12 protein-coding genes, 1 pseudogene and 3 other annotated features are annotated in these 21430 nt (G+C 34.0%); of the genes and pseudogenes, 1 reads left to right on the top strand and 12 read right to left on the bottom strand.

Going from position 1 to position 21430, the window contains the following annotated elements:
• Positions 1–12 precede the first annotated feature (12 nt).
• The 9 genes from AC3WVZ_RS09690 to aspS form a co-directional block, all read right to left on the bottom strand.
• Positions 13–888, bottom strand: a complete 876-nt coding sequence (locus tag AC3WVZ_RS09690; RefSeq protein WP_001026102.1) for an alpha/beta fold hydrolase — start codon at positions 886–888, stop codon at positions 13–15.
• A gap of 76 nt (positions 889–964) precedes the next feature.
• Positions 965–2305: a sodium-dependent transporter gene (locus AC3WVZ_RS09685; RefSeq protein ID WP_000814537.1), complete on the bottom strand. Its 1341-nt coding sequence runs from the start codon at positions 2303–2305 to the stop codon at positions 965–967.
• Positions 2306–2421: 116 nt separating this feature from the next.
• Positions 2422–2670: a binding site (T-box leader), on the bottom strand.
• Between the two features lie 129 nt (positions 2671–2799).
• Entirely contained in the window at positions 2800–3183 is a 384-nt protein-coding gene (locus tag AC3WVZ_RS09680) for a PepSY domain-containing protein (RefSeq protein ID WP_000780494.1), read from the bottom strand.
• Positions 3184–3291: 108 nt separating this feature from the next.
• Positions 3292–4251: a PepSY domain-containing protein gene (locus AC3WVZ_RS09675; RefSeq protein ID WP_000731146.1), complete on the bottom strand. Its 960-nt coding sequence runs from the start codon at positions 4249–4251 to the stop codon at positions 3292–3294.
• Positions 4252–4270: 19 nt separating this feature from the next.
• Complete coding sequence (locus AC3WVZ_RS09670) at positions 4271–5629, bottom strand: sensor histidine kinase (protein ID WP_233936319.1); 1359 nt, start codon at positions 5627–5629, stop codon at positions 4271–4273.
• Between the two features lie 3 nt (positions 5630–5632).
• Positions 5633–6316, bottom strand: a complete 684-nt coding sequence (locus tag AC3WVZ_RS09665; protein ID WP_233936318.1) for a response regulator transcription factor — start codon at positions 6314–6316, stop codon at positions 5633–5635.
• Between the two features lie 128 nt (positions 6317–6444).
• Positions 6445–7875, bottom strand: coding sequence for an SLC13 family permease (locus tag AC3WVZ_RS09660; RefSeq protein WP_233936317.1), 1431 nt, complete (start codon positions 7873–7875; stop codon positions 6445–6447).
• Positions 7872–9056 carry a glycerate kinase family protein gene (locus AC3WVZ_RS09655; protein WP_061457143.1) on the bottom strand — a complete coding sequence of 395 codons (1185 nt, stop codon included), beginning with the start codon at positions 9054–9056 and terminating at the stop codon, positions 7872–7874. The genes AC3WVZ_RS09660 and AC3WVZ_RS09655 overlap by 4 nt, the downstream gene beginning before the upstream one ends.
• A 173-nt stretch (positions 9057–9229) precedes the next feature.
• A complete protein-coding gene (gene aspS / locus AC3WVZ_RS09650) occupies positions 9230–10528 on the bottom strand; it encodes an aspartate--tRNA(Asn) ligase (RefSeq protein WP_000377334.1) in 1299 nt (432 codons plus the stop codon).
• A 103-nt stretch (positions 10529–10631) separates the two neighbouring features.
• Positions 10632–10844 (bottom strand) — a binding site (T-box leader).
• A gap of 222 nt (positions 10845–11066) precedes the next feature.
• Between aspS and AC3WVZ_RS09645 the strand changes: the two are divergent.
• Positions 11067–11547, top strand: a pseudogene (locus AC3WVZ_RS09645) (YozF family protein).
• Positions 11548–11653: 106 nt separating this feature from the next.
• On the opposite strand, the gene AC3WVZ_RS09640 reads toward AC3WVZ_RS09645, so the two are convergent.
• The 3 genes from AC3WVZ_RS09640 to AC3WVZ_RS09630 form a co-directional block, all read right to left on the bottom strand.
• Positions 11654–13165, bottom strand: a complete 1512-nt coding sequence (locus AC3WVZ_RS09640) for a M36 family metallopeptidase (RefSeq protein WP_233936316.1) — start codon at positions 13163–13165, stop codon at positions 11654–11656.
• 321 nt (positions 13166–13486) lie between these two features.
• Positions 13487–16588: an isoleucine--tRNA ligase gene (gene ileS, locus AC3WVZ_RS09635; protein WP_233936315.1), complete on the bottom strand. Its 3102-nt coding sequence runs from the start codon at positions 16586–16588 to the stop codon at positions 13487–13489.
• 53 nt (positions 16589–16641) lie between these two features.
• Positions 16642–16882, bottom strand: a binding site (T-box leader).
• A 92-nt stretch (positions 16883–16974) separates the two neighbouring features.
• Positions 16975–21177, bottom strand: coding sequence for a bacteriocin-processing peptidase family protein (locus AC3WVZ_RS09630; RefSeq protein WP_233936314.1), 4203 nt, complete (start codon positions 21175–21177; stop codon positions 16975–16977).
• Positions 21178–21430 lie beyond the last annotated feature (253 nt).

Raw genomic sequence — 21430 nt, 5'->3', positions numbered from 1 at the left:
GCACCCTTTTCTTCATTTCAAAAAATGTATGACTGTTTCTGCAAATCTATCTGCTTCCTCATAATGAGGTGAATGACCGCTCTCTTCAAATACGATATACTTGCCGTTTCGGGCATCTTTATTAAATGTTTTAATTTGTTCTTCACACGTTACTACATCATGTTTTCCTACTATTAATAACATTAGATTTTGTACATCTTTTATTTTTGATAATAATGATGTATGACATGCTCCCTCTAATTTTAATCTATCAAAGTGAATTTTGGAGCGATTTGAAAATATTTCCCACTCTTCATCACTGTATAAACTCTCATCTGTCCTATCTTCCTTATTATTGTAAATCTCCATTCTTTTTTCTTCTAATTCAGCGCTTAATCTTATATAAGCTTCTAACAACTCTTCTGAACTAGCATCGCTAGATGAATAAGCAAAGCATTCTTTTGCTATTTCTTCTTTTCCATACTTTTTTAATAAATGCCCTGTTTTTTGTAACAAAGCCCTACTTGTTAATGCAAAATTAAAAGTTGGTCCTTCAAATATTATTTTCTCTATTGAACTTGGATATATCGACGCATAAAGCAATGCTACATATCCACCGAAAGAGTGTCCAATTATAGACCACTTCTCAATTTGTAATACTTTTTTTAATTCCTCACAGTCTTCAATCAAATCATTTAATCCAAAAGCTTCGTCTTCAGTAATTTCTTCTGAGCGACAAACACCTCTTTGATCTATCATAATTACATATAGAGAATCTTTTAAACGTTCCGCTTGATGAAATGAAAAATCATAACAACTTTCTCCTGGTCCACCATGCAAGTATAAGACTGGCTTATTTTTAGGATTTCCATGTGTTTCAACGTATAGCTTTTTCCCTCTAATATTCATGTATTTCCCTGCTTCTATCAAATTTTCCTTTATGATCACCACCCCTTTTTTTTACTGAATATTATAACATTTAATATTAAATAATTCCTATCACATTTAAGAAGACGATAATTATTGCAAGTGGTGCTACAAATCGAAGTAAAAATGCCCAACAAGTAAATACTTTCTTTCCATAATTTCCACCTACAAAAAACTCTGCTTCTAGTACCTTCTTCTCCATTTTGAATGAAACGAAAATACTAATAAATAGTGCTCCAAGTGGCATTAATATATTACTAGATAAGAAGTCTACTGCATCAAAAATATTCTTTCCGAAAATCGTAATATCACTCCATACTCCAAATGATAACGCTGATGGTATACCTACTAAGAAAATGCCGAAACCGATCAGCCATGATAATTTCGTTCTCTTTTCTTGTTCACCATTTGCTAATGCTGAAACAACAGTTTCTAGTAGAGAAAATGCTGATGTTAATGTCGCAAATGTAAATAGTGCAAGAAATACTGTTAAGAAAAATCCACCGAATGGGATTTGACTAAATACAGATGGTAATACGATAAATAGTAATCCAGGTCCTTCTGTTGGCTCCATTCCTAATGAAAATACGGCTGGAAAAATAGCAAGACCTGCAAATAATGAAACAAATAAATTTAATCCAACAATTGTTATTGCTGATTTTGGTAAACTTTCTTTTTTATTTAAATAGGAACTATACGTAACCATAATTGAAATCCCGATACTAATTGCAAAGAATGATTGCCCCATTGCGAACAAAATACTTTCCGAAGTAATCTTTGAGAAATCTGGTTGTAAGAAAAACTTCACACCTTTCATTGCATCATCAAGTGTTAACGAACGAATAATAAGAGCGACAAATAAAACGAACAATGCTGGCAACATATATTTACTTGCTTTTTCAATTCCGTTTTGTACACCCTTTGATACAACCCATATCGTAATGAACATAAAAGCGAAATGTCCCATAATAGCCCAAGCAGGATTCCCAATTGTTTCAGTAAATAATGTGCCGTAATTTTGTCCTGGCGTAATCAGTTGTCCAGTTATTCCTCTGAATAAATAAATTAATACCCATCCACCTACAACACTATAAAATGAAAGTAGTATAAAACACGTTCCAACACCAAGGCGTCCAATCCAATGCCATCCTGTATTTGGTGCGATGCTTTTAAATGCTCCAACTGCTTGTTTCTGCGTACTGCGTCCAATCATAAATTCAGCTATAAGTAGCGGTAGTCCAATTAAAACAGTAAATAATATAAATATTAAAAAGAACGCTCCTCCCCCACTCTTCCCAGCGATATAAGGGAACTTCCATATCGCACCAAGTCCAATTGCTGATCCGGCTGCCGCCATTATAAAACCTAATTTCGAAGTCCATTGCTCCGTCTGTTTCATCTCATTTTCCTCCTAATTAAATCTTTTTATATAAATAAACAAATTTTATAAACCTATTCAAATAAACCCTCCATTTCTTCTTCCATATAATAAAAAAATGGCCTAGCATCTCTATATAAAGAGACGCTAAGCCATTTACTTAACGCGGTACCACCCTTATTGATTCCATTATGAATCCACCTTAGTAGTAATCGTTTGATTACAAACCTAATATCGAAGGTTAACCGTTAAGATTTACTAAGAATGTAATTCCGTTCCACCTTACTGCTCCTAGGCGAGTTCAGGATGTCATTTGACTATGTCACACCAACCCATAGCTCTCTGTACAAATACATGACCTTACTACTCCTATTCAACACATTGTAATATTTAGAATATATTTTCTTTTGAAATTAATATGAAGTATATCGGTTATATTTGTAACTGTCAAGGAATATGTTAATTTTTTTCGAAAAGAATGTTCTGTTGTAATTTTGTACAATAGGGCGATGTTATTAATCATCTAGATCATCATACTCCATATCGTCTTCACCTTGGTCATCATCTTCATCTTCATTTTTAATAAATTCAAATTCCTTTTCCGCTATAATATTCCCGTTTTTCTTCTTAATATATATTTCTTCCTCATCTTCGTTTGTTTCTACCTCTATTTCATATACACCCTTATCATCCATACGTTCTACATCAATTTCCTCTACAACTCCATTTACCTTTTCAACTGCAATTTGCTTAGCTATTTCTGGACTAAACTCTTTACTTTCGTAACTTTTTTCTTCTCTCTCTTTATATCGTATTTCTTCATGTTCCATTGCATTTACACCATATGCTGTCCCTCCAGCAATGAAAAGCACCATCACGATTCCAATCCATAATTTCATTCCATGTTCCCCCTCTTCATTTCTTTCTTACTTACATACTAAAATGTTAAAATGAAAAAAAACTGTGAGAAACATTAAAATTTGATGAGAATCCGTTTATTTTTGTGATTATCCTTCGTCATCATCATCTTGATTATCATTGCCTTCTTCTTGATCATCGTCATCTTGTTGTTGAGATGGCTCCTTTTGCTGAATAGCGTTATTTACTGCTGTAGTTGATAAAATTTCTCCTGTTATTGTATGTACTCTTACATCAACAGTTTCAGTTTGTTTTTTTATAATAATTTGGTAAGTAGCCGTACCATTTATATCAATTATACTTACCTTCTCAATAAATCCACCTTGTATTTTTTGTAACGCAACTTCTTTCGCCTGTTCTTCTGTTATAACTTTTGGTATTTGTGAACTACCAATTAAAGCGCCTGTAGTTTCTTCAATTTCTACGATTACATTTTCACTTGCACTTTTCTCTATTTCTATTACATATATATTTTTTTCATTTTTTTGCTCAAGCCTAATTCCCTTTACATTCCCTGGCACTTGCTGCACTGCAATTTCTTTTGCCTGCTCTTCTGTAATTTTTGTCATCGGTTTTTCTGACAATTGAATTTTACCAGTTGTTTTTTCAATCTCAACTACCTTACTTTTCTTATCATTTGTTTCTACCGTAATTACGAACACTTCTATCTCATTTCTCTTTTCTAATATAGTATGTTTAATTACACCTTGTACTTCCTGTAGCGCCATTTCTTCTGCTTTCTCTTTCGTTATTGTATTACTTTTTAATGCTATTTCTTTTGCACGTTTTACCTCTCCATTTTTGGCATCTACTATTATTTCATATAAACCTTGTTCATTTGAAAGGTTTACCCTATAAAAATCTTGTTCCCCTTTATTTACTAATTTCATACTTTTAATTTTCCCAGGATACTGTTCAGATACAATACTTTGAATTTGCTTCTCAGATAATATTCTTTCTCCTTGCTTTGAAACAATACGTTGTGATACAAACGCTACACTTACAACCGCAAAGCAAACGAACAATGCAATTTTCCATTTCTTTTTCATTTATAAAGCTCCTATCCCTTTATAAAAAATGAGGTAAATTTACTGTAACTTTCGTCCATTTTCCTTCTTCACTTTCAAGTTGTATATCTCCTTCATGAGCATCAATAATTTGTTTGGCAATCGATAAACCTAAACCAGTACCCCCTGTTTCCCTGCTCCTCGCTTTATCAACTCGAAAGAAACGATCAAACACTTTCTGTATATCTTCCTTAGGAATTCCCATACCGTAATCTTGAATAGAAAAAAAGACTTTTTCTTTTTGTATTCCTACTATCATATCGATTGAATCTTTACTGTATTTCATTGCATTATCTAATAAAACTACTAATACTTGTTTTATTTTTTGTTCGTCAATATTTACAATAATCTTTTCTTCCTCTGTAATAACACGAAAATCTCGATTATATGTTTTTTCTAGTTGTTCCGCAGTCATCTTACATAATCGAACTAAATCTGATTCTTTCGTTTCCAACTTCCACTCTGCACTACTGTTGGCAAGCAGTAACATTTGATTTGTCATGCCTTTCATTCTTACTGCTTCAGAGTATATCGCCTCTACAGATTCTTCTAAAACATCTTGTTTTTTCATTCCCCATCTTTTTAATAATTTCGCATAACTTTCAATAACTGTTAACGGTGTTCTTAATTCATGCGAAGCATCTGAAACGAACTGTTGTTGCTTTTCAAAGTTCTGATGTAATAAATCAATCATTTTATTAAATGTCGTTCCCATTATGTGCAATTCATCTTTTGATTTATTCTCAAGCGGTATTTTTTTGAATATCCCTCTATCTTGTATATGCTCCATTGTTTGTATTAAAGAATTTACAGGTTTTAAAATGAGTTTACTTAACATTCTTCCCGCAAAAAAAGATGGAATTAAAACGAAAAGTGATGCAATAACTAATACATTTTTTAACATATTTAAATTCTCTTGCAAACTATCTAAACGTTCTGTCATTTCTAACGAAACGATTTTCCCATCATTCCAAATGATTGGCATTTTTATATAAACAAATTCACCCTCGTTCTTCTCATAAATTCCAGCGGATTCTTTTCTTTCAAATTTCGTATTTAATGCCGGAATTGGTTTTGTACTATCTACTTCTTGCCTAATCATTACCTTTGAATTTTCATTAATAATTCTAATCATACCGTTTGAAGGTAAGTATGGTTGCAATAGACTTATTGCATCTACTTCTTTTGCTGAATCTGCGTTCATTCCATCAATGATATGTATTGCCTCACGTTTCAATCGTTCTAACTCTCCGTTCGTAGTCACTTTATAAAACAAAAAATATATTGAACTATTAATAATTAATAAAATAAGTAGTAACCATACTGTAGAGAATAAATATATTTTATTTTTAATTTTCATACATTACCCCTTTAAGACATACCCAACACCTCTAACAGTGTGAATAAGTGGTACGTCCACATTACACTCTACTTTTTTACGCAAATATCTAATATATACATCAACAACATTTGTATCGCCATAATAATCAAATCCCCAAACATTCGTTACAATTTGCTCACGGTTTAACACTTGATTTTCATGCTTCATTAAAAAGAGTAATAAATCAAATTCACGTGGTGTCAAGTCGACTAGATTATCCCCTCTTTTCACTTCTCTCGTTTTCTCATCTAAATATAAATCTGCAATTTGATAACTACTATTTTCCTCTTCTTTTACTACATTTGAAATTCTTAAACAAGCACGAATTCTCGCTAATAATTCTTCTATTTGAAAAGGCTTTGTGATATAGTCACTTGCTCCTTGATCTAAACCACTAACCTTGTCAACAACTGAGTCACGAGCAGTTAATAAAATAATAGGTATTACAGCATTTTTCAAACGTATTCTTCGAAGAACTTCTAACCCACTTATATTTGGAAGCATTACATCAAGTAATATTAAATCCCAGTTACCATTGCTGAACTTTTCCATTGCCTCTGTACCTGTTTTTGCAATTTCACTTTCATATCCTTCAAATTCTAATTCTAACTGCACGACACGAGCAATTTTTTCTTCATCCTCAACGATTAAAATCCTTTCTCCCATAAAAGCCTCCTATAATATATATTTGCACCATTTTAGTATAACAAGTAATACTTTCCTTCAAAAGAAAAAATACCCAATATATTTTATCCTTAATGAAAAAAATCAGGAATGAAATATATTCCTGATTTTTAAAGAGACAATCCAACCCATTGCCAATATGCATAGTAAAATATAACCATTACAAATATATAAATAATGCTTAAATAACTACTTAATTTTAATAAATCTTGTGGTTGAAAAGTTTCTCTATCACTTTCTTGAAATAATAGTAGTGCCTTAGAACTGACCGGAAAGGTTAAACAATAATTCATTCCAACAATACCTATAAATAAGACAGCTACTTCATTTAATTGTAGACTAGTTGCAAAGTATAGTAGTGGCGGAATAAAAATTACTGCTCTCGTAGTGTGAGATGTAATATATAAATGTGATGTTACGGAAAGAATAACAATTACTAGTAGCACAATGAAAATTGATTGATCATCAATAAATTTTGTTACAGAAAATAACTTCTGCATAATCCATTGCGCTGCACCACTTTCCATTAATGATTTTCCTAATGCAATTGCTGCTCCAACAAATAAAATTAAGTTCCAGGAGACACCTTTCAAACTTTCTTTCCACTTCATCACACCGACTTTTGGTAAAGTTAATAAAAAAACTCCGATTATAGTTACAGTAGCAATTTCCAAACCGTGTAACGACTCTGTTAACCAAAAAGTTACCATCGCTATTAAAATAGTTATTGTATATTTTTCATTTCTTGATAATTTAACCTGCACTTTTTTCGGCTGTAGTTTCGTCTTTACTTCTTCTTTATCTAAAAATAAAAATAATATTACGCGACAACATATAAAGCTCATTATGACTCCAAATGGTAATCCCCATATTAACCACTTTACGAACGTAATGTTTTTATTATTAAATTCCTTTAACATATCTAGCGCGATTAAATGTGAGCCTGCACCAATAATTGTGGAACTTGTTGAAACTAAAATAACAGTAGGCATTAAAATTGCTAATGCTTTCGTAATTCTTCTACTTCCAATTTCTTTAGATATAGCTTGAAAAACAGGTAATACAACCGCTGCGCGTCCCGATGTAGATGGAATAAAAAAGGCAAGTATTTGAATAATCATCGTTAAAATCCAGCATAAGCCTGATATATTACGAGCGCGATTTACAACAAAGTACGTCATTTTTTCAGCTAGACCGGTAATTTGAAGTGCTCTTCCTAAAATAAACGAACCGATCATAAGCCAAATCACATCCGAAGCTAGCGAATCAAATAAAAGATCTTGCTTTGCTGTTCCTGAAATAATTAGAAATAATACAGAACCGAGTGCAATATAGGCCGAATTTATCGTTGTTGTTGTCCATAATATAATTGCACAGCAAAATCCAAACAAACTCCATTTCGCTTCCATCGTTAATGATGATGGAAGCAAAAGAACTATTTCTGCCATTAATATAAGCGCTACGGGAATAACCCAAGATGGCTTAGTTTTCGGATTATCAGTACTATTCACATGTAATTCCACTACATTTTTTTCAATCATGATACGTACCCACTTTTATTCAGCCGAGAAGCGATTTGATAACCGACTAACACTGTACGCATCGTACTCTCTGTACAATCACGAAGCCATTTCTCTGCATTTGAAAATGCATTTTCCAAAGAAGATGGCATTGGTAGTATACTTGTATATGCATCAATTCCATAATCATAATTAATACGTGCTCCTTTACCGACTGTCCCTACTAACGCTATTACTGGTAACCCATATTTTTTTGCACATTTAGCCACCTCAGCTGGAATTTTTCCACGTGGTGTTTGAAAATCTATACTTCCTTCCGCGGTAAATACAAGATCACACTTTAACAATAGTTTATTTAAATCCATATACTTCATAATAATATCGTATCTCGGATGAAGTGTTGCCCCAATTAAAGCTTGTAGTCCAGCACCAAGACCGCCAGATGCACCACTTCCTGGTGTATGATGTACATCTATACCTATATCTTTTTTTATAATAGAAGCATAGCGCTCCAATGCTTTTTCTAGTTCTATTACTTGTTCTTCGTTAGCACCCTTTTGCGGACCAAACACTCTAGCTACTCCATGCTCACCGCATAATTGATTAAACCAATTACAAGCAACATCGATTTGAACATGCCTTAATCTAGGATCTACTTGTAATGTATCTATTTTCGAAACTTGTAATAAAGATGTTCCTCCTTGAATTTGCAATTCCTTTCCATCTCTATTTAAAAACTTTACACCTAATGCTTGAGCCATACCAGCTCCTCCATCAGATGTACCTGAATCACCACACCCTATTAATATACGATCTACCCCTTTATTTAAAGCTAATTCTATTAACTGTCCAACACCATGAGTAGTCGTTTTTCTTGGATCACGTAAATCTCTCGGTACAAGGCGTAGCCCAGCCGCTGCAGCCATTTCAATAACAGCTGTACGCTCACCATTTCTCGTTTCAAAAACACCAAAATAAGATTGTATCTCATCTCCAACAGGTCCCATTACTTGTACTTTATACATTTTTCCACCAGTAATATTTATAATTGTCTCTGTAAAACCTTCCCCACCATCAACCATTGGTAAAGTCTCTACAGTAGCAAGTGGCATAACTTTTAAAATCCCTTCTTTCATTACATCAGCAGCTTCCTTCGCCCCTAAACTTTCTTTAAATCCTGATGGTACAACTAAAATACGCATGTATTATTTCTCCCTTCACCTTATATATCTTTCGTATCTACGGCTGATATTAAAGGTGAAAAAAGAGAGCACAATTAAGCTTACATTAAAATCTGGTGAGAAAGTGCTGAATTTTAGGAACTAAAAAACCGTTGTACTATAAAATAGCACAACGGATACATTCCTCCTCATTATTAAGGGATAAGTCTTGTACAGTCTCTTGGAAAAGCACTAGCCTCTCGTACATTTGTTAATTCTAATAGTTTATATACAATCCTTTCTAACCCAATTCCGAAACCTCCATGTGGTGGACAACCATATCGGAATGTATTTAAATAAGATTGAAATTTCTCTGGATGTAATCCTTTTTCTTTAAACGAAGCGAGTAACAATTCATAATTATGAATTCGCTGTGCCCCTGACGTTATTTCTAGCCCTTTATATAATAAGTCGAACGAATCAGTAATAGCTGGATTCTCTTTATTTTGCATCGTATACATCGGTCTCGCTTCTTTCGGATAATGTGTAATGAAAACAAATTCACTATTATATGTTTCCTTTACATATTTCCCTAGTAACTTTTCACCTTCTGTATCTAAATCCCCTACAGGAGATTCTTTACGATACTTACTTTTCAAAATTTCTTGTGCTTCTAACAATGTAATTTTAGGTATTTCAGTAATAACAGGTACTTCTATTTGTAATAGTTGTAGTTCTATTTCACATTTTTTCGCTACTTGTTGAAACATATATCGTAAAACATCCGTTTCTAGTTGCATCACTTCATAAAAATCATGAATAAAACCAAGTTCTACGTCTAACGATATATATTCATTCAAATGACGGGAAGAATTATGATGTTCCGCTCTATATACAGGTGCAATTTCAAAAACTCGTTCTAACCCACCTGCCACCATCATTTGCTTATAAAACTGTGGTGATTGTGCTAAATAAGCTTCTTTTTGGAAGTATGGAAGCTTAAAAACATTTGCTCCTCCTTCTGCCCCTTGCGAAACAATTTTCGGCGTAAAGATCCGTGTGAAATCGTTCTCTATAAGAAATTCACTAAAGCTCTGAACGAGTGTAGATTTCACTTTAAAAATCGCTGCGGTTCGCTCATGCCTTAATGATATTACTCGCTCATTAAGTAGTTGATCTAAGCCAACTTGTAACTTCTTTTTATTTATTTCAAATGGAAGTGGCTCTGCACCGTTTATTACTTTCACTTCATGAGCAAGTACTTCAACACCCAATTCTGTTTTCGACGTCTCGACTGTTTCACCGATTACATGGACGACACTTTCTACATCAACTTTATATCCGGCCAATTCATTTTCTAATACACATTGAATTACTCCTGTTCTGTCCCGTAATAATAAAAAACTAACATTTCCAAGATGTCGAATCTTTTTTACCCATCCTTGAAGTAATACAACCTTTCCGCTTTTCTTTGTACATTCTTTTGTGAGTGAACGCTTCATTATTGAATCCATTATTTTTCCCTCCAGTAATTTTATATTTATTTACGTTATTGTTGTCATCGTCATCATCCACGGTCACTCACCCCCTCAAAGAATACAAAAATCCGCCCCTATAAATAGGGACGGATTTTTTCCGCGGTACCACCCAAATTGTCATATTGACCATCTTAGCCCTGATAACGGTAGGTACCGTTTGCTTTTACTAATAATCACGTTCAAAGCAACACTCACAGGTGTCTTTCCATCATGCGGTATCGCAACCTTCCCAGCAACCGGCTGCTCTCTGTAGACCTTTGCACCATGTACTTTTCCTGATCATCACTTTTTATATTTACAGAGTATTCTAACTCCTTACCTTATAAAACGCAAGCTTTTTTTGAAACATTCTGGTTTTATAACTCCTAACTTCTTCTAAAGTGTGAAAAGTTAATTTTGTAATACATATTCTTATATATTACATCCAAAATTACACCTTTAATATTTTCCAATTTTTACATAAAAACTAATTCATTTACGCATATTAATAAAAATTTTAAAGCGAGGTGTGTTTATGCAAAAAGCAATTAGTTTCTTTCTCCTTTTGTTTTGCTTAATTGTAGTAAACGAAACGTATGCCTATTCACCAAAATCTTTACCAATCTCTCAAAACTCTGATCGATGGCAAGTGAATATTGATAAACCGAAAAAAACAAACAAGAATATGCTTCAAGCTAAAAAAGATGAATTTCAAACATATCATTTTTCAGTAAAGAATGTCGGGAATAGTGAAGTATATAATGTAAACGTCGAAGTATTCCGCAACGAACCAAATAAGAAAACGAAATATGAACTCTTTTCCCTAAAGGAAAGTCGTTTGGCAAGTGGAAAAACTGGATTTGAACACGCTAATTTACCCGTTGCTACAAAAGCAGATGAAGTTGATGTTATTATTACATGGCAAGAACACCCATTCCGATCGATGCGAAATGGTCAAAAAGTTGAATCTAGAAAATTTAAAAGAGCATTTTGTTTTTAAAGAAGCCAAAAAGTAAATGGGATACGGATATATTCACACTATCATTGATATAGCTTTATTTACTAGTACCAGTTCTTAAGCAAATTAAAAAGTCGTGGCTTATAATGCCACGACTTTTTATATTAATTCGTACTAATGCCTCTCGCTGCCCAAATGCGATCGATATCAGCAGCATGTTGTCCGCCATATAAAAGAGCATCCGCTTGCTTAATCGCTTTCGCTCCATCACTGAATTTAGAGTTTGGTGTTAATGACCAGTGTGATTGTAAAATGATTTTTGTTGCTACATCACGGCCAAAAGCTTGTGCCATTTCGTATTGGCCTTGAGCCCAAATTTCACCATCATCATGCACTTCATTCGTTATATCTTTCGGATATACTTTATTCGTATCTAATCGGCGTAAGCATGTTGGATCTGAACTAGAATAAGCTACCGCATCCCACTCTCCAACACATGCTTTTCCGTATCCTGTTGTCGATACAGCATCTTCATACGTAGCACCTAAGAAATCACCAAATCCTTCTCCCATCGCTCCGCCTTCTGCTGAACTACCAAAGCCAGGAACTTGGTTATCTTGGATTGAATGTCCGTATTCATGTGCGATAATTCCAGCATCTTCTGCATCATCAACACCGCCAGTACCAAATGTTAAAGCTTTCGTTGTCGGTGAATAGAATGAGTTATCAGCTGTTGTTCCATTCACATTCACTTTAATCGAACGATTATTAATATTTTTAAATCCTAGACTTTGAATGTAACGTTGCAATGTATCAATATGATAATATGACATCACATCTTCAAAGCTATCATTTGCACGTGTATAGTTGAATTGTAAGTTTGTAGATTTTGTTCTCGCCTTTGAAGAAATCGTTACATACTCTCCAATTAAAAATCCTGTTCCATCTAAACCTTTTAACGTAACAGTTTTCAGTTGGTTCGTTAGAGCTGTTGAATCTGCATCGTTATTATCTTTTAAGCCTACTTTACTACCGCTAGATACAACTGGGTTAGGTAAAAATACTTTTCCTGACCCTTCAGCTTTTCGGTTTATATCAACCTTTTTAATTAACTTTCCATTTTCTGCATCAATAAATGTTTCCCATGCACCAAATGGATTATTAGAATGGACTACAACTTTATATACTGGACGAGCAATTCCTTCTTCAACAATATATCCGAACTCTTTATCTGTAGGAGCCCATAAATTTTGCTCACTTGCTTCTCCAACATACGCCATTGATTTTTGTATTGCATCTTTTTCACTAATTTTTGTCGTTACTTCCTTCACACCTGTAACAGGCTGATAATCAGAAACAGCGAGTACTCCCTTTCCCTCTCCGTTAAGCGTAACTGTTATTTGTTTTGAAAATACAGGTGCACCATTAACAACTTGTTGGAACCTAACATATGAAGCTACTGACGTTTCTGTTGTAGAAATATATTGCAAGTCTGAAAGGTCTGTTTTCAATCCATACTGCGTAGCATTTTCTTTTAAATATTCAGTTGCTTTTTTCTGTGGCGAATAAGCTTCTAACTTTACTTGCTGTTGTTTTTCCAATGCCGAAACCGTAGAAATCGTCCCCATTACTAACGGTACAGTCATTGCCATTGCCACCATTTTTTTATTAAACATAGAACCACTCCCCCTAATAAAGTAGCTCAACCTTATCCCATTACCACTAGGCAATCATTCCCCGCAAAATGGATGGATAAAAATTGAATCTACGAGTAATTCTCTATGAACACTTCTATTACCTTTCCATTTAGGGTAAGTGAAATTTTCTCAATATTTATGTATAAATTGAACACAATACTGTAGAAATATATTTCTACAGTATTGTGTTCGGTACGCTATGAAAAAAGACAATTTCTAGTGGTCCTATCGAATGTATAGTCAAATAAATTCTAATCATACAAAAAAGGAAGTTGGAATCATTCCAACTTCCTTTTTTCTTTAATTAGCTGCACTTAATTTAATTCTAAGTTTTGTTTCACCTAAAGAAAGTTCATCATCTTCGTTCGTTAAGTGACCAAATGTAAATTGTTTAACGAGTAAGTTTTCTTCCAATAAATCTTTATGGTTCGTTAACGTTCGCTGTAGTTCTTCTTCTGTATCAAGAATAATATCGACTCGTAAATTAACTGGTAAATTCAACTGTTTACGGTATTCTTGAACCGCACGAATGAATTCACGCGCTACTCCTTCTTGTAACAATTCTTCCGTTACATTCGTATCTAACATAACTGTATATTGTCCGTTAGTCGTATTAGAGAATCCTGATTTTGCAACTTTCTCAACTAGCACATCTTCAGCAGTTACAACTACTTCTCCTTCTGGTGTTGCTTCGTAAACTGCTCTTCCTGTTGATACAAAGTTTTGTACTTCTTCTTGTGATAATTGTTTTAGCCAACCATTCACTGCATTCACATTTTTACCGAATTTTGGCCCCGCTGTTTTAAAATTAAGCTTCAATTGATATGATGTGTATTTTGTTTCATCGAGTTCAACATGGAACGCTTTTACATTTAACTCATCCATAACGATATCACGATAAGATTCCCAATCCATATCATTCTCGTTATGCTCAAGTAATACAAGTTCTGCTAGCGGCTGTTTTACTTTTAAAGAATGCTGATTACGGTTACTTCTTCCAAGTTCAACAACTTGTAAAACAGCATCCATTTCCGCTTCTAATTTTGGTTGAAGTAGTGATTCATTTACAACTGGATAATCGGCTAAATGAACGCTGCTTCCTTCTAAATTTAGATGAATGTCTTCCGCGACAAACGGTGTAAATGGTGCAATTAATTTACTAATTGTTACAAGCACTTCATGAAGTGTCTCATACGCAGCTGCTTTCTCAGCGTTCATACCAGATTCCCAGAAACGATTACGTGAGCGTCTTACATACCAGTTACTCACTTCATCTACAAGTGCTGCAATTTCACGAGCTGCATTCGTAAATTGATAATCATCAAGTGCAGTTCTCACTTTTTTCGTTGTACTATGCAATCTTGATAATACCCATTCGTCTAATTTCGTAAGCTTTACATCATACGTTTCTTTCGGATTATACTCATCTAAATTTGCATATAAAACGTAGAAGCTATACACATTGACTAATGTATCTACAAATTTAGATTTCGCTTCCAGTACTGTTCTTTCAGAAAAACGCTTCGCATTCCACGGGGCACTATCAACAAGTAAAGCCCATCTTAGCGCATCTGCACCAAATTTATCTACTAAATCAACTGGATCTAGTGCATTTCCTTTGCTTTTAGACATTTTCTGCCCTTCTTCATCTAAAACATGCCCTAGTGATAACACTCGTTTATACGGTACTTTTCCTGTATATAGTGCTGATACTGCTAATAAACTATAAAACCAGCCGCGTGTTTGATCAATTCCTTCTGCAATAACATCCGCTGGAAACTGCTCTTCAAATAACTCTTTATTTTCAAATGGGTAATGATATTGTGCAAATGGCATAGAACCACTATCAAACCAAACATCAATCACTTCTGGTGTACGATTCATTGTGCCTCCGCATTTCCCGCAGCAGACTTGCACTTCATCTACATAAGGCTTATGCAATTCCAAATCTTCTGGTGTTTCTTTCGTACTATTCTTTCTTAATTCGGCAATGCTTTTCGGTGCGAACTGATGATCACAACTTTCACATTCCCATACATTCAATGGCGTTCCCCAATATCTATTTCGGCTAATATTCCAATCTACCATATTTTCTAAAAACTTACCAAAACGTCCATGTTTCATATGATCCGGATACCAAGTAACAGAATCATTATTTTGTAAAAATGTATCTTTAATTGCAGTTGTTCGGATTAACCAACTTTCTCCTGCATAATAAAGTAGTGGTGAATCACAACGCCAGCAATGCGGATAGCTATGTTCATATTTTTCTTTATGATACAGTAAACCTTCCTTCGCTAAATAACGAACGATATCCACGTCACAATCTTTTACAAATTTCCCTTTCAAAAATGGTACTGCCTCTGTATACTCACCTTTTTCATCTACAACGTGCAAGAATGACAATCCTTCACTTTGAACAACTCTATAATCGTCCTCTCCATATGCTGGAGCAATATGAACAAGTCCTGTACCACTATCTCCCGTTACAAAATCTGCTGCAATAACGCGGTAACCATTTGTAACTTCTTTCATCGGAAATGGTGCTGTATAAGATGTGTTTAATAATTCTTCGCCTTTATGAACAGATAATACTTCATAATTCTCTTTTAATACTTCTTGTACACGTTCTTTTGCAACAATGTATACATGACTTTCTTGTTTTGCTTTAACGTATTCCATATTTGGATGGACAGCAAGCGCAACGTTTGCTGGAAGTGTCCAAGGTGTCGTTGTCCAACCTAAGAAATACTCATTTTCACTATCTTTCACTTTAAACTTCACAGTTGCACTTAAATCTTTTACTGTTTTATACCCTTGTGCAACCTCATGTGAGCTCAATGAGGTTTGGCAGCTTGGGCAGTATGGTGAAACTCTATGTCCTTTATATAACAATCCTTTTTCATGGATTGTCCCCAAAATATGCCATACACTTTCGATATATGGATTCTTTAAAGTTACATACGGATCATCCATATCTACCCAATAACCAATACTTTCAGTGAATTCGCGCCACTGCTTCTCATATGTGAAAACACTCTCTTTACACTTTTGAATAAATGATTCAATGCCATATTCTTCGATCTCATGTTTACCAGAAATACCAAGTTGCTTCTCAACGCCTAATTCTACAGGTAAACCATGTGTATCCCATCCTGCTTTTCTTAACACTTTATAACCAGCCATCGTTTTATATCTTGCTACTAAGTCTTTAATTGTTCGTCCAAGTGCATGACCTACATGCGGTAGTCCGTTCGCCGTTGGTGGTCCTTCATAAAATACGAAAGACTGTGCGCCTTCTCGATTCTGAATTGATTGTTCGAAAATATTTTGTTCGTTCCACTGTTTGCGAATTCGCATTTCTCTTCCTACAGCTGATTCTTTTACATCTACTTTTTCCATATACAATCACTCCTTTGAATATTTTAAAGCACACAAAAAACCCGTCCCTATAAAGTAGGGACGGGTTTACCCGCGATACCACCCTAATTCTATTAGCTTTTTCACTAATAGCACTTAGCAACGTACTATCATACGTGTTCTTTGTAACGGTAGACATCCGTCCGGGCTTACTTACTTTCAGCCTCGGCTCCTCGGAGATGATTTTCAAATAACGTCTGCACACCGGCTTTCAGCAATATACCGGCTCTCTGGAGAACAGCTCACTATTTTACTCTTTCTCGTCTTCAGATTTGTATACTTTGTTAAAAGTTATTTTATGCCATTTAGCAACTAATTGTCAACTAATTCAAAATATATCCTTATCTTTTTCCCCTATTCTTATACAATTACTTTTCAAACTCTCGCAATGCTGCTAAATTTTCATCATCCTCAATAAGTTCAGCAAAGAATCCCGATTCATCCTCACGAAGGACAAATTCAAGCTCTTCCTTCGCCTCTTCATTTCTATTTAACTGTGCTAAATAACAAGCTCGATCATATCTTGCTAACAAATCACTCGCGTCAATTATTAATACTTCATTTGTTATTTTTTCTGCCTTTATCGTTTGGCCGGCACCATGATATGAAGATGCTAAAGAAAGAAGAATTGCTGTTTCATTTGGATGATGTATAGAAGCATTTTCTAATACATGAATTGCCTCTTCAAACCTTTCTTGACTTTGATATATTTCTCCTAAAGCAAGAAATGCTCTACTTACAAACGGTGTTTGCTCTGTTAATTGTAAGATAATCTTTTCTGCTTTTCTTTCTTCCCCTGCTTTAAAGAATACTTGTGCTTGCAGAAGAAGAGTATCATAATCATCTGGTAGTTCTCGAACCATTTGTTTCGTTAATTCCAAAGCATCTCTTAACATATCTTCTTCCTCGCACTCAACGAAAAGATTTACAAGTTGCTTCGCTACGTCATAATCCCATTTATTTTCTAGTGACGTGTGCAGAATCTCTATTGCTTCTTTATTCATCTCTACATTCTCATAAAATAGCGCAAATCGCTGTGCTGCCATACTATTTTTCGGATTTAACTTTAAAGAGATTTCATATAAATCAATTATCATAGTAACCATTGAAATTTCTTTCGCACGATTTTTCATACGATAAAAAGCTCTCGTAATGATAGATCGTTTTGGCTGTTCATGCAGCTGGCGTTCAATCCATATTTCCGTAACTGCAGCTGCAGCATACATGAATGCTGTACTCCTTTCTGCTTTTTTCACCTTTAACGTATGAAGAAAATCTCGTATGTTAGACAATTTTTTATGTTGCTCTACTGCTTTTACATAAACATCAAATATACGTTCATTATCAAAATCTTTTTGTATTACTTTCATTGCAACTTCAATTGCTTTTACATTTCTTTTTTTCACTAATACTTTTGCATAATGATATAGAACTTCTATATGCTCACCATCTAATTGTAGTGCGTATTCAACCTGTGCTTGTTCTTTATCTATTTCATTCATCGCTCCGTACACATATGCAATCGCATCTAAACGCCATATTTCAGGTACTTCGTCCACTAATTGTTCTAGTTCAGTCAGCAATTCTTCCTGAAGATTCATATCTACTGAAAGCTGTGCTAAATATTCCATATTAATATGCAACGGCTCTTCTTTCATCGCCTGAACCATATGACTTTGTTCTTTAGAACGGTTTTCTTCTTTTTCGTATATTTCCGCAAGCTGTAAATGTACACCTACGAAATTCCCATCAAGCTCTAAACATGTTTCATACGCTTGTTTTGCTTCCGTCAATTGCCCTAATGCCATAAGTGTTTCACCAATTCGGTAATACGGTAATGCCGTTTCCATTTGTTCTATCGCCTTATTATATCTTTTCATCGCTTGGCCGTACTGTCCAATAGATTCATATAAAATACCTGCATAACAACCGTACTCACTTACTTCATTTCTTTCTTTGTGTAACGTTCTTAAAAATGCTATACCTCGTTGTACAAATTCCGTTCCTTTAATTCGATTCACATATTCATCTAACGCACTTGCTACATTATAATCACTTTTCTTTATACCATTTTCTAACTTAGATAGTGCTACTTTAAACCCTTCTTCATTTCCACCAAGTTCAATTTCAGCATCCCATAAAACCATTCCTGCATTCATGAGGAAATCTTGGCTCTTTTCAATTTGCTTCTCAAGACCAAGTATATATTCTTTTGCTTCCTTATATTGTTCTCTTGCCATATAAACTTGTGTAAGTCCGAAGTGAGAATAAACATCCTCATCATTTTCTTCTAAAGCACGCTTATACAATACTTCTGCTTCTTCCAAGCTATCATTTTGAAAATGATAATCACCTAATTTTACGTAAAGAGGTGCTTTATCATCACAATTCTCAATACCGTTTAATAAAATTTCTTTCGCACTTTCCTCATCCTTCAAATCAGATTCGTATATTTCCGAAAGTTTCGTATAAATGTAAGGTGCATTACTATCCAAACGAATCGCTACTTTAAGCCCTTTTATTGCTAAATATACTTTCCCTAGTTGATGTGCACATCTCGCTCGTTCATACCATACATGCGCTTCATATTTATACTCTTTTAACAAGTCATTAAAGATTTCATATGCTTCTTCATATCTTTCTAAATCTATTAATATTAAACCGTGATTTGTTAAAGTGAACCTTTCAGGACTACGCTCTAACGCAACTTGAGAGTATTGCAATGCTTTTTCAGATTGATCAATATACATATAGGATAAAGCGAGAAAACTCCAAGCAATAGGCTGATCTGCGTCTAATTGTAACGATGAACGAAAGCTTGAAATCGCTTCTATATAACTTTCCTGCTCAAAAGCATATCTTCCGTTTATTAAATGATATAAAGCACGATTATTTTTCTTCTCAACGCTTGTCAGCATTTGCTCCGCTTTCTCTACTTCTTGAAGACGAATAAAACACTGTGCACCATGCAATTTAACAAAGTCCGAGTTCGGAAACTTTTCCATTAACTTATCGATACAATATAAAATAAATTCTTTATCTACTTCAACATCTAAGTGCTTTATCGTATATAACCACGTATTTGGATTATCACTCGTTTCTTTTAAAAATTGTACTAAGTTACTAATCCCCTCTTTGTCATGTTCATCTAAATGATCCGTAAGAGAAAAAATAGATTTAAAGTAACGATTTTCTTCCTCACTTAGAAACGCTAGTTGCTCCTTCTTTTCTTTCGGAACAAACGTGATTGCTAAACAGCCTGTATAACGATATTTTTCTTGTAATTTACTATATTCCACAAGAACTGGTTCTATAAAGTTTGGATCTTGAACATAGAAAGCTTGCAATGTATCATCATATCCAGATAGAACTTGTACGTGTGAAGCATGCTCAATATCTATACTTAATAAAACAGGAATTCCTTCGTCAATCAGTCTCTTATAATTCTCTTCATTCCCTTTAAAATAACGATATTCATAACCTAATTCTTCTAAATAAGAAACAGTATCTGAAAACTTCGAACCTGTCATATCAAAAATAAACTCTGCTATTTCATCTTGTGTACGTTTCTCTCCCCATATACGCAACATCATCTCTAAACTTGTCGGAACACAATAATTATCCTTTTGTACAATAGGAACTATCGGCAAGTGAACCTTTTTTCCATCCGGATTTTTTTCTAAATTATGATATAAAGATTCTTTTAAACTCTTTTCTTCTTTTAATAGTTTTTGTAAATCTGCAAATTTATTCATTTTGTACAGTGCTTCTGCACGTAAATGTACAAAGTAAGTATTATAGGCATGATACGGCAGCTGAGTATTTATGTTATCTATTACCGCTAACATCTCTTCATATCGCTCTAAATCTAATAAATACTTTATCTTCTCAAAATGAAAATATGGTACTTGTGGGAATTTTACAATTGCATCATCGATTAACTGTATCGCGCGTTTTTGTTCTCCTTTATTCGCATACAATTGTGATAATAAATAGGTAGATAACTCTTCACAATCTTCATGCTGCATGCCAGCAATAAATTGTTCTTCCGCTTTCTCCCATTCACCTGTATGCATATAAACGTAGCCCCATTTATCAAACACTGCGCGTGCACTGTACTCCTCTGCTTTTTGCATATACATTAACGCTTCTTCGTTTCGTTTCATTTCTAAAAGACATCGTACTAACGTAAAATATGTTTTCGCTAAAAAATCTGCATCTATTTCTTCTTTATTACTCTCTTCTAAAGTTTCTTTTAACAGCTGCTCTGCTTCAAGAATTTTCCGCTCATCAATTAACTCATCACAATATAAAGAGAGCGTTCTCATATTTGGGAATTTTTTATAAGCGTAACGAATGAGGAATGAACTGTATTGGTGCATAAGCCCTTCATCAGTAAGACGAATTAATATATCGAACTCCTTATGCGAAGGAATATTGGCAAGCCAATTCTTCACATAGGATAAAGTATTCGTTTCTTTTATATATGCAATTTCATTATTTATTTCCTGTAATCCATCTACAAATCTCTTGTCTTTTAAACAAGTTTCTAACTGCTTAAAATCTAGCATGCATTCACCTCGAATTTATATTTATACTGCTACTTGCTTAGATTTTACACACCATATAGTATGTATTCAACTAAAATCTCTTATAATGGATGGTATTAATTAATATTATTCAAATTTATAACAAAATATAGTAAAAACGATTGTTTTTCTCCGTATTTTGTTTAATTATATGGAATAACGTAACATGCGGTTTTTATCTTGTAGAAGCTGAAATTAGTACATAAAATTATATCGGCGATAATTCAAATATATC

The sequence above is a fragment of the Bacillus sp. CPT56D-587-MTF genome (assembly GCF_058792335.1).
The sequence above is the reverse complement of the archived record's forward strand: the minus strand, read 5'-3'. Positions and strand labels throughout refer to the sequence as shown.

Coding starts and splice junctions, on each gene's coding strand:
- aspS (WP_000377334.1), bottom strand. CDS start 10,528: ATGGATTCAATAATGAAGCGTTCACTCACAAAAGAATGTACAAAGAAA.
- AC3WVZ_RS09680 (WP_000780494.1), bottom strand. CDS start 3,183: ATGAAATTATGGATTGGAATCGTGATGGTGCTTTTCATTGCTGGAGGG.
- AC3WVZ_RS09630 (WP_233936314.1), bottom strand. CDS start 21,177: ATGCTAGATTTTAAGCAGTTAGAAACTTGTTTAAAAGACAAGAGATTT.
- AC3WVZ_RS09670 (WP_233936319.1), bottom strand. CDS start 5,629: ATGAAAATTAAAAATAAAATATATTTATTCTCTACAGTATGGTTACTA.
- AC3WVZ_RS09665 (WP_233936318.1), bottom strand. CDS start 6,316: ATGGGAGAAAGGATTTTAATCGTTGAGGATGAAGAAAAAATTGCTCGT.
- AC3WVZ_RS09690 (WP_001026102.1), bottom strand. CDS start 888: ATGAATATTAGAGGGAAAAAGCTATACGTTGAAACACATGGAAATCCT.
- AC3WVZ_RS09675 (WP_000731146.1), bottom strand. CDS start 4,251: ATGAAAAAGAAATGGAAAATTGCATTGTTCGTTTGCTTTGCGGTTGTA.
- AC3WVZ_RS09640 (WP_233936316.1), bottom strand. CDS start 13,165: ATGTTTAATAAAAAAATGGTGGCAATGGCAATGACTGTACCGTTAGTA.
- AC3WVZ_RS09660 (WP_233936317.1), bottom strand. CDS start 7,875: ATGATTGAAAAAAATGTAGTGGAATTACATGTGAATAGTACTGATAAT.
- AC3WVZ_RS09685 (WP_000814537.1), bottom strand. CDS start 2,305: ATGAAACAGACGGAGCAATGGACTTCGAAATTAGGTTTTATAATGGCG.
- ileS (WP_233936315.1), bottom strand. CDS start 16,588: ATGGAAAAAGTAGATGTAAAAGAATCAGCTGTAGGAAGAGAAATGCGA.
- AC3WVZ_RS09655 (WP_061457143.1), bottom strand. CDS start 9,056: ATGCGTATTTTAGTTGTACCATCAGGATTTAAAGAAAGTTTAGGGGCG.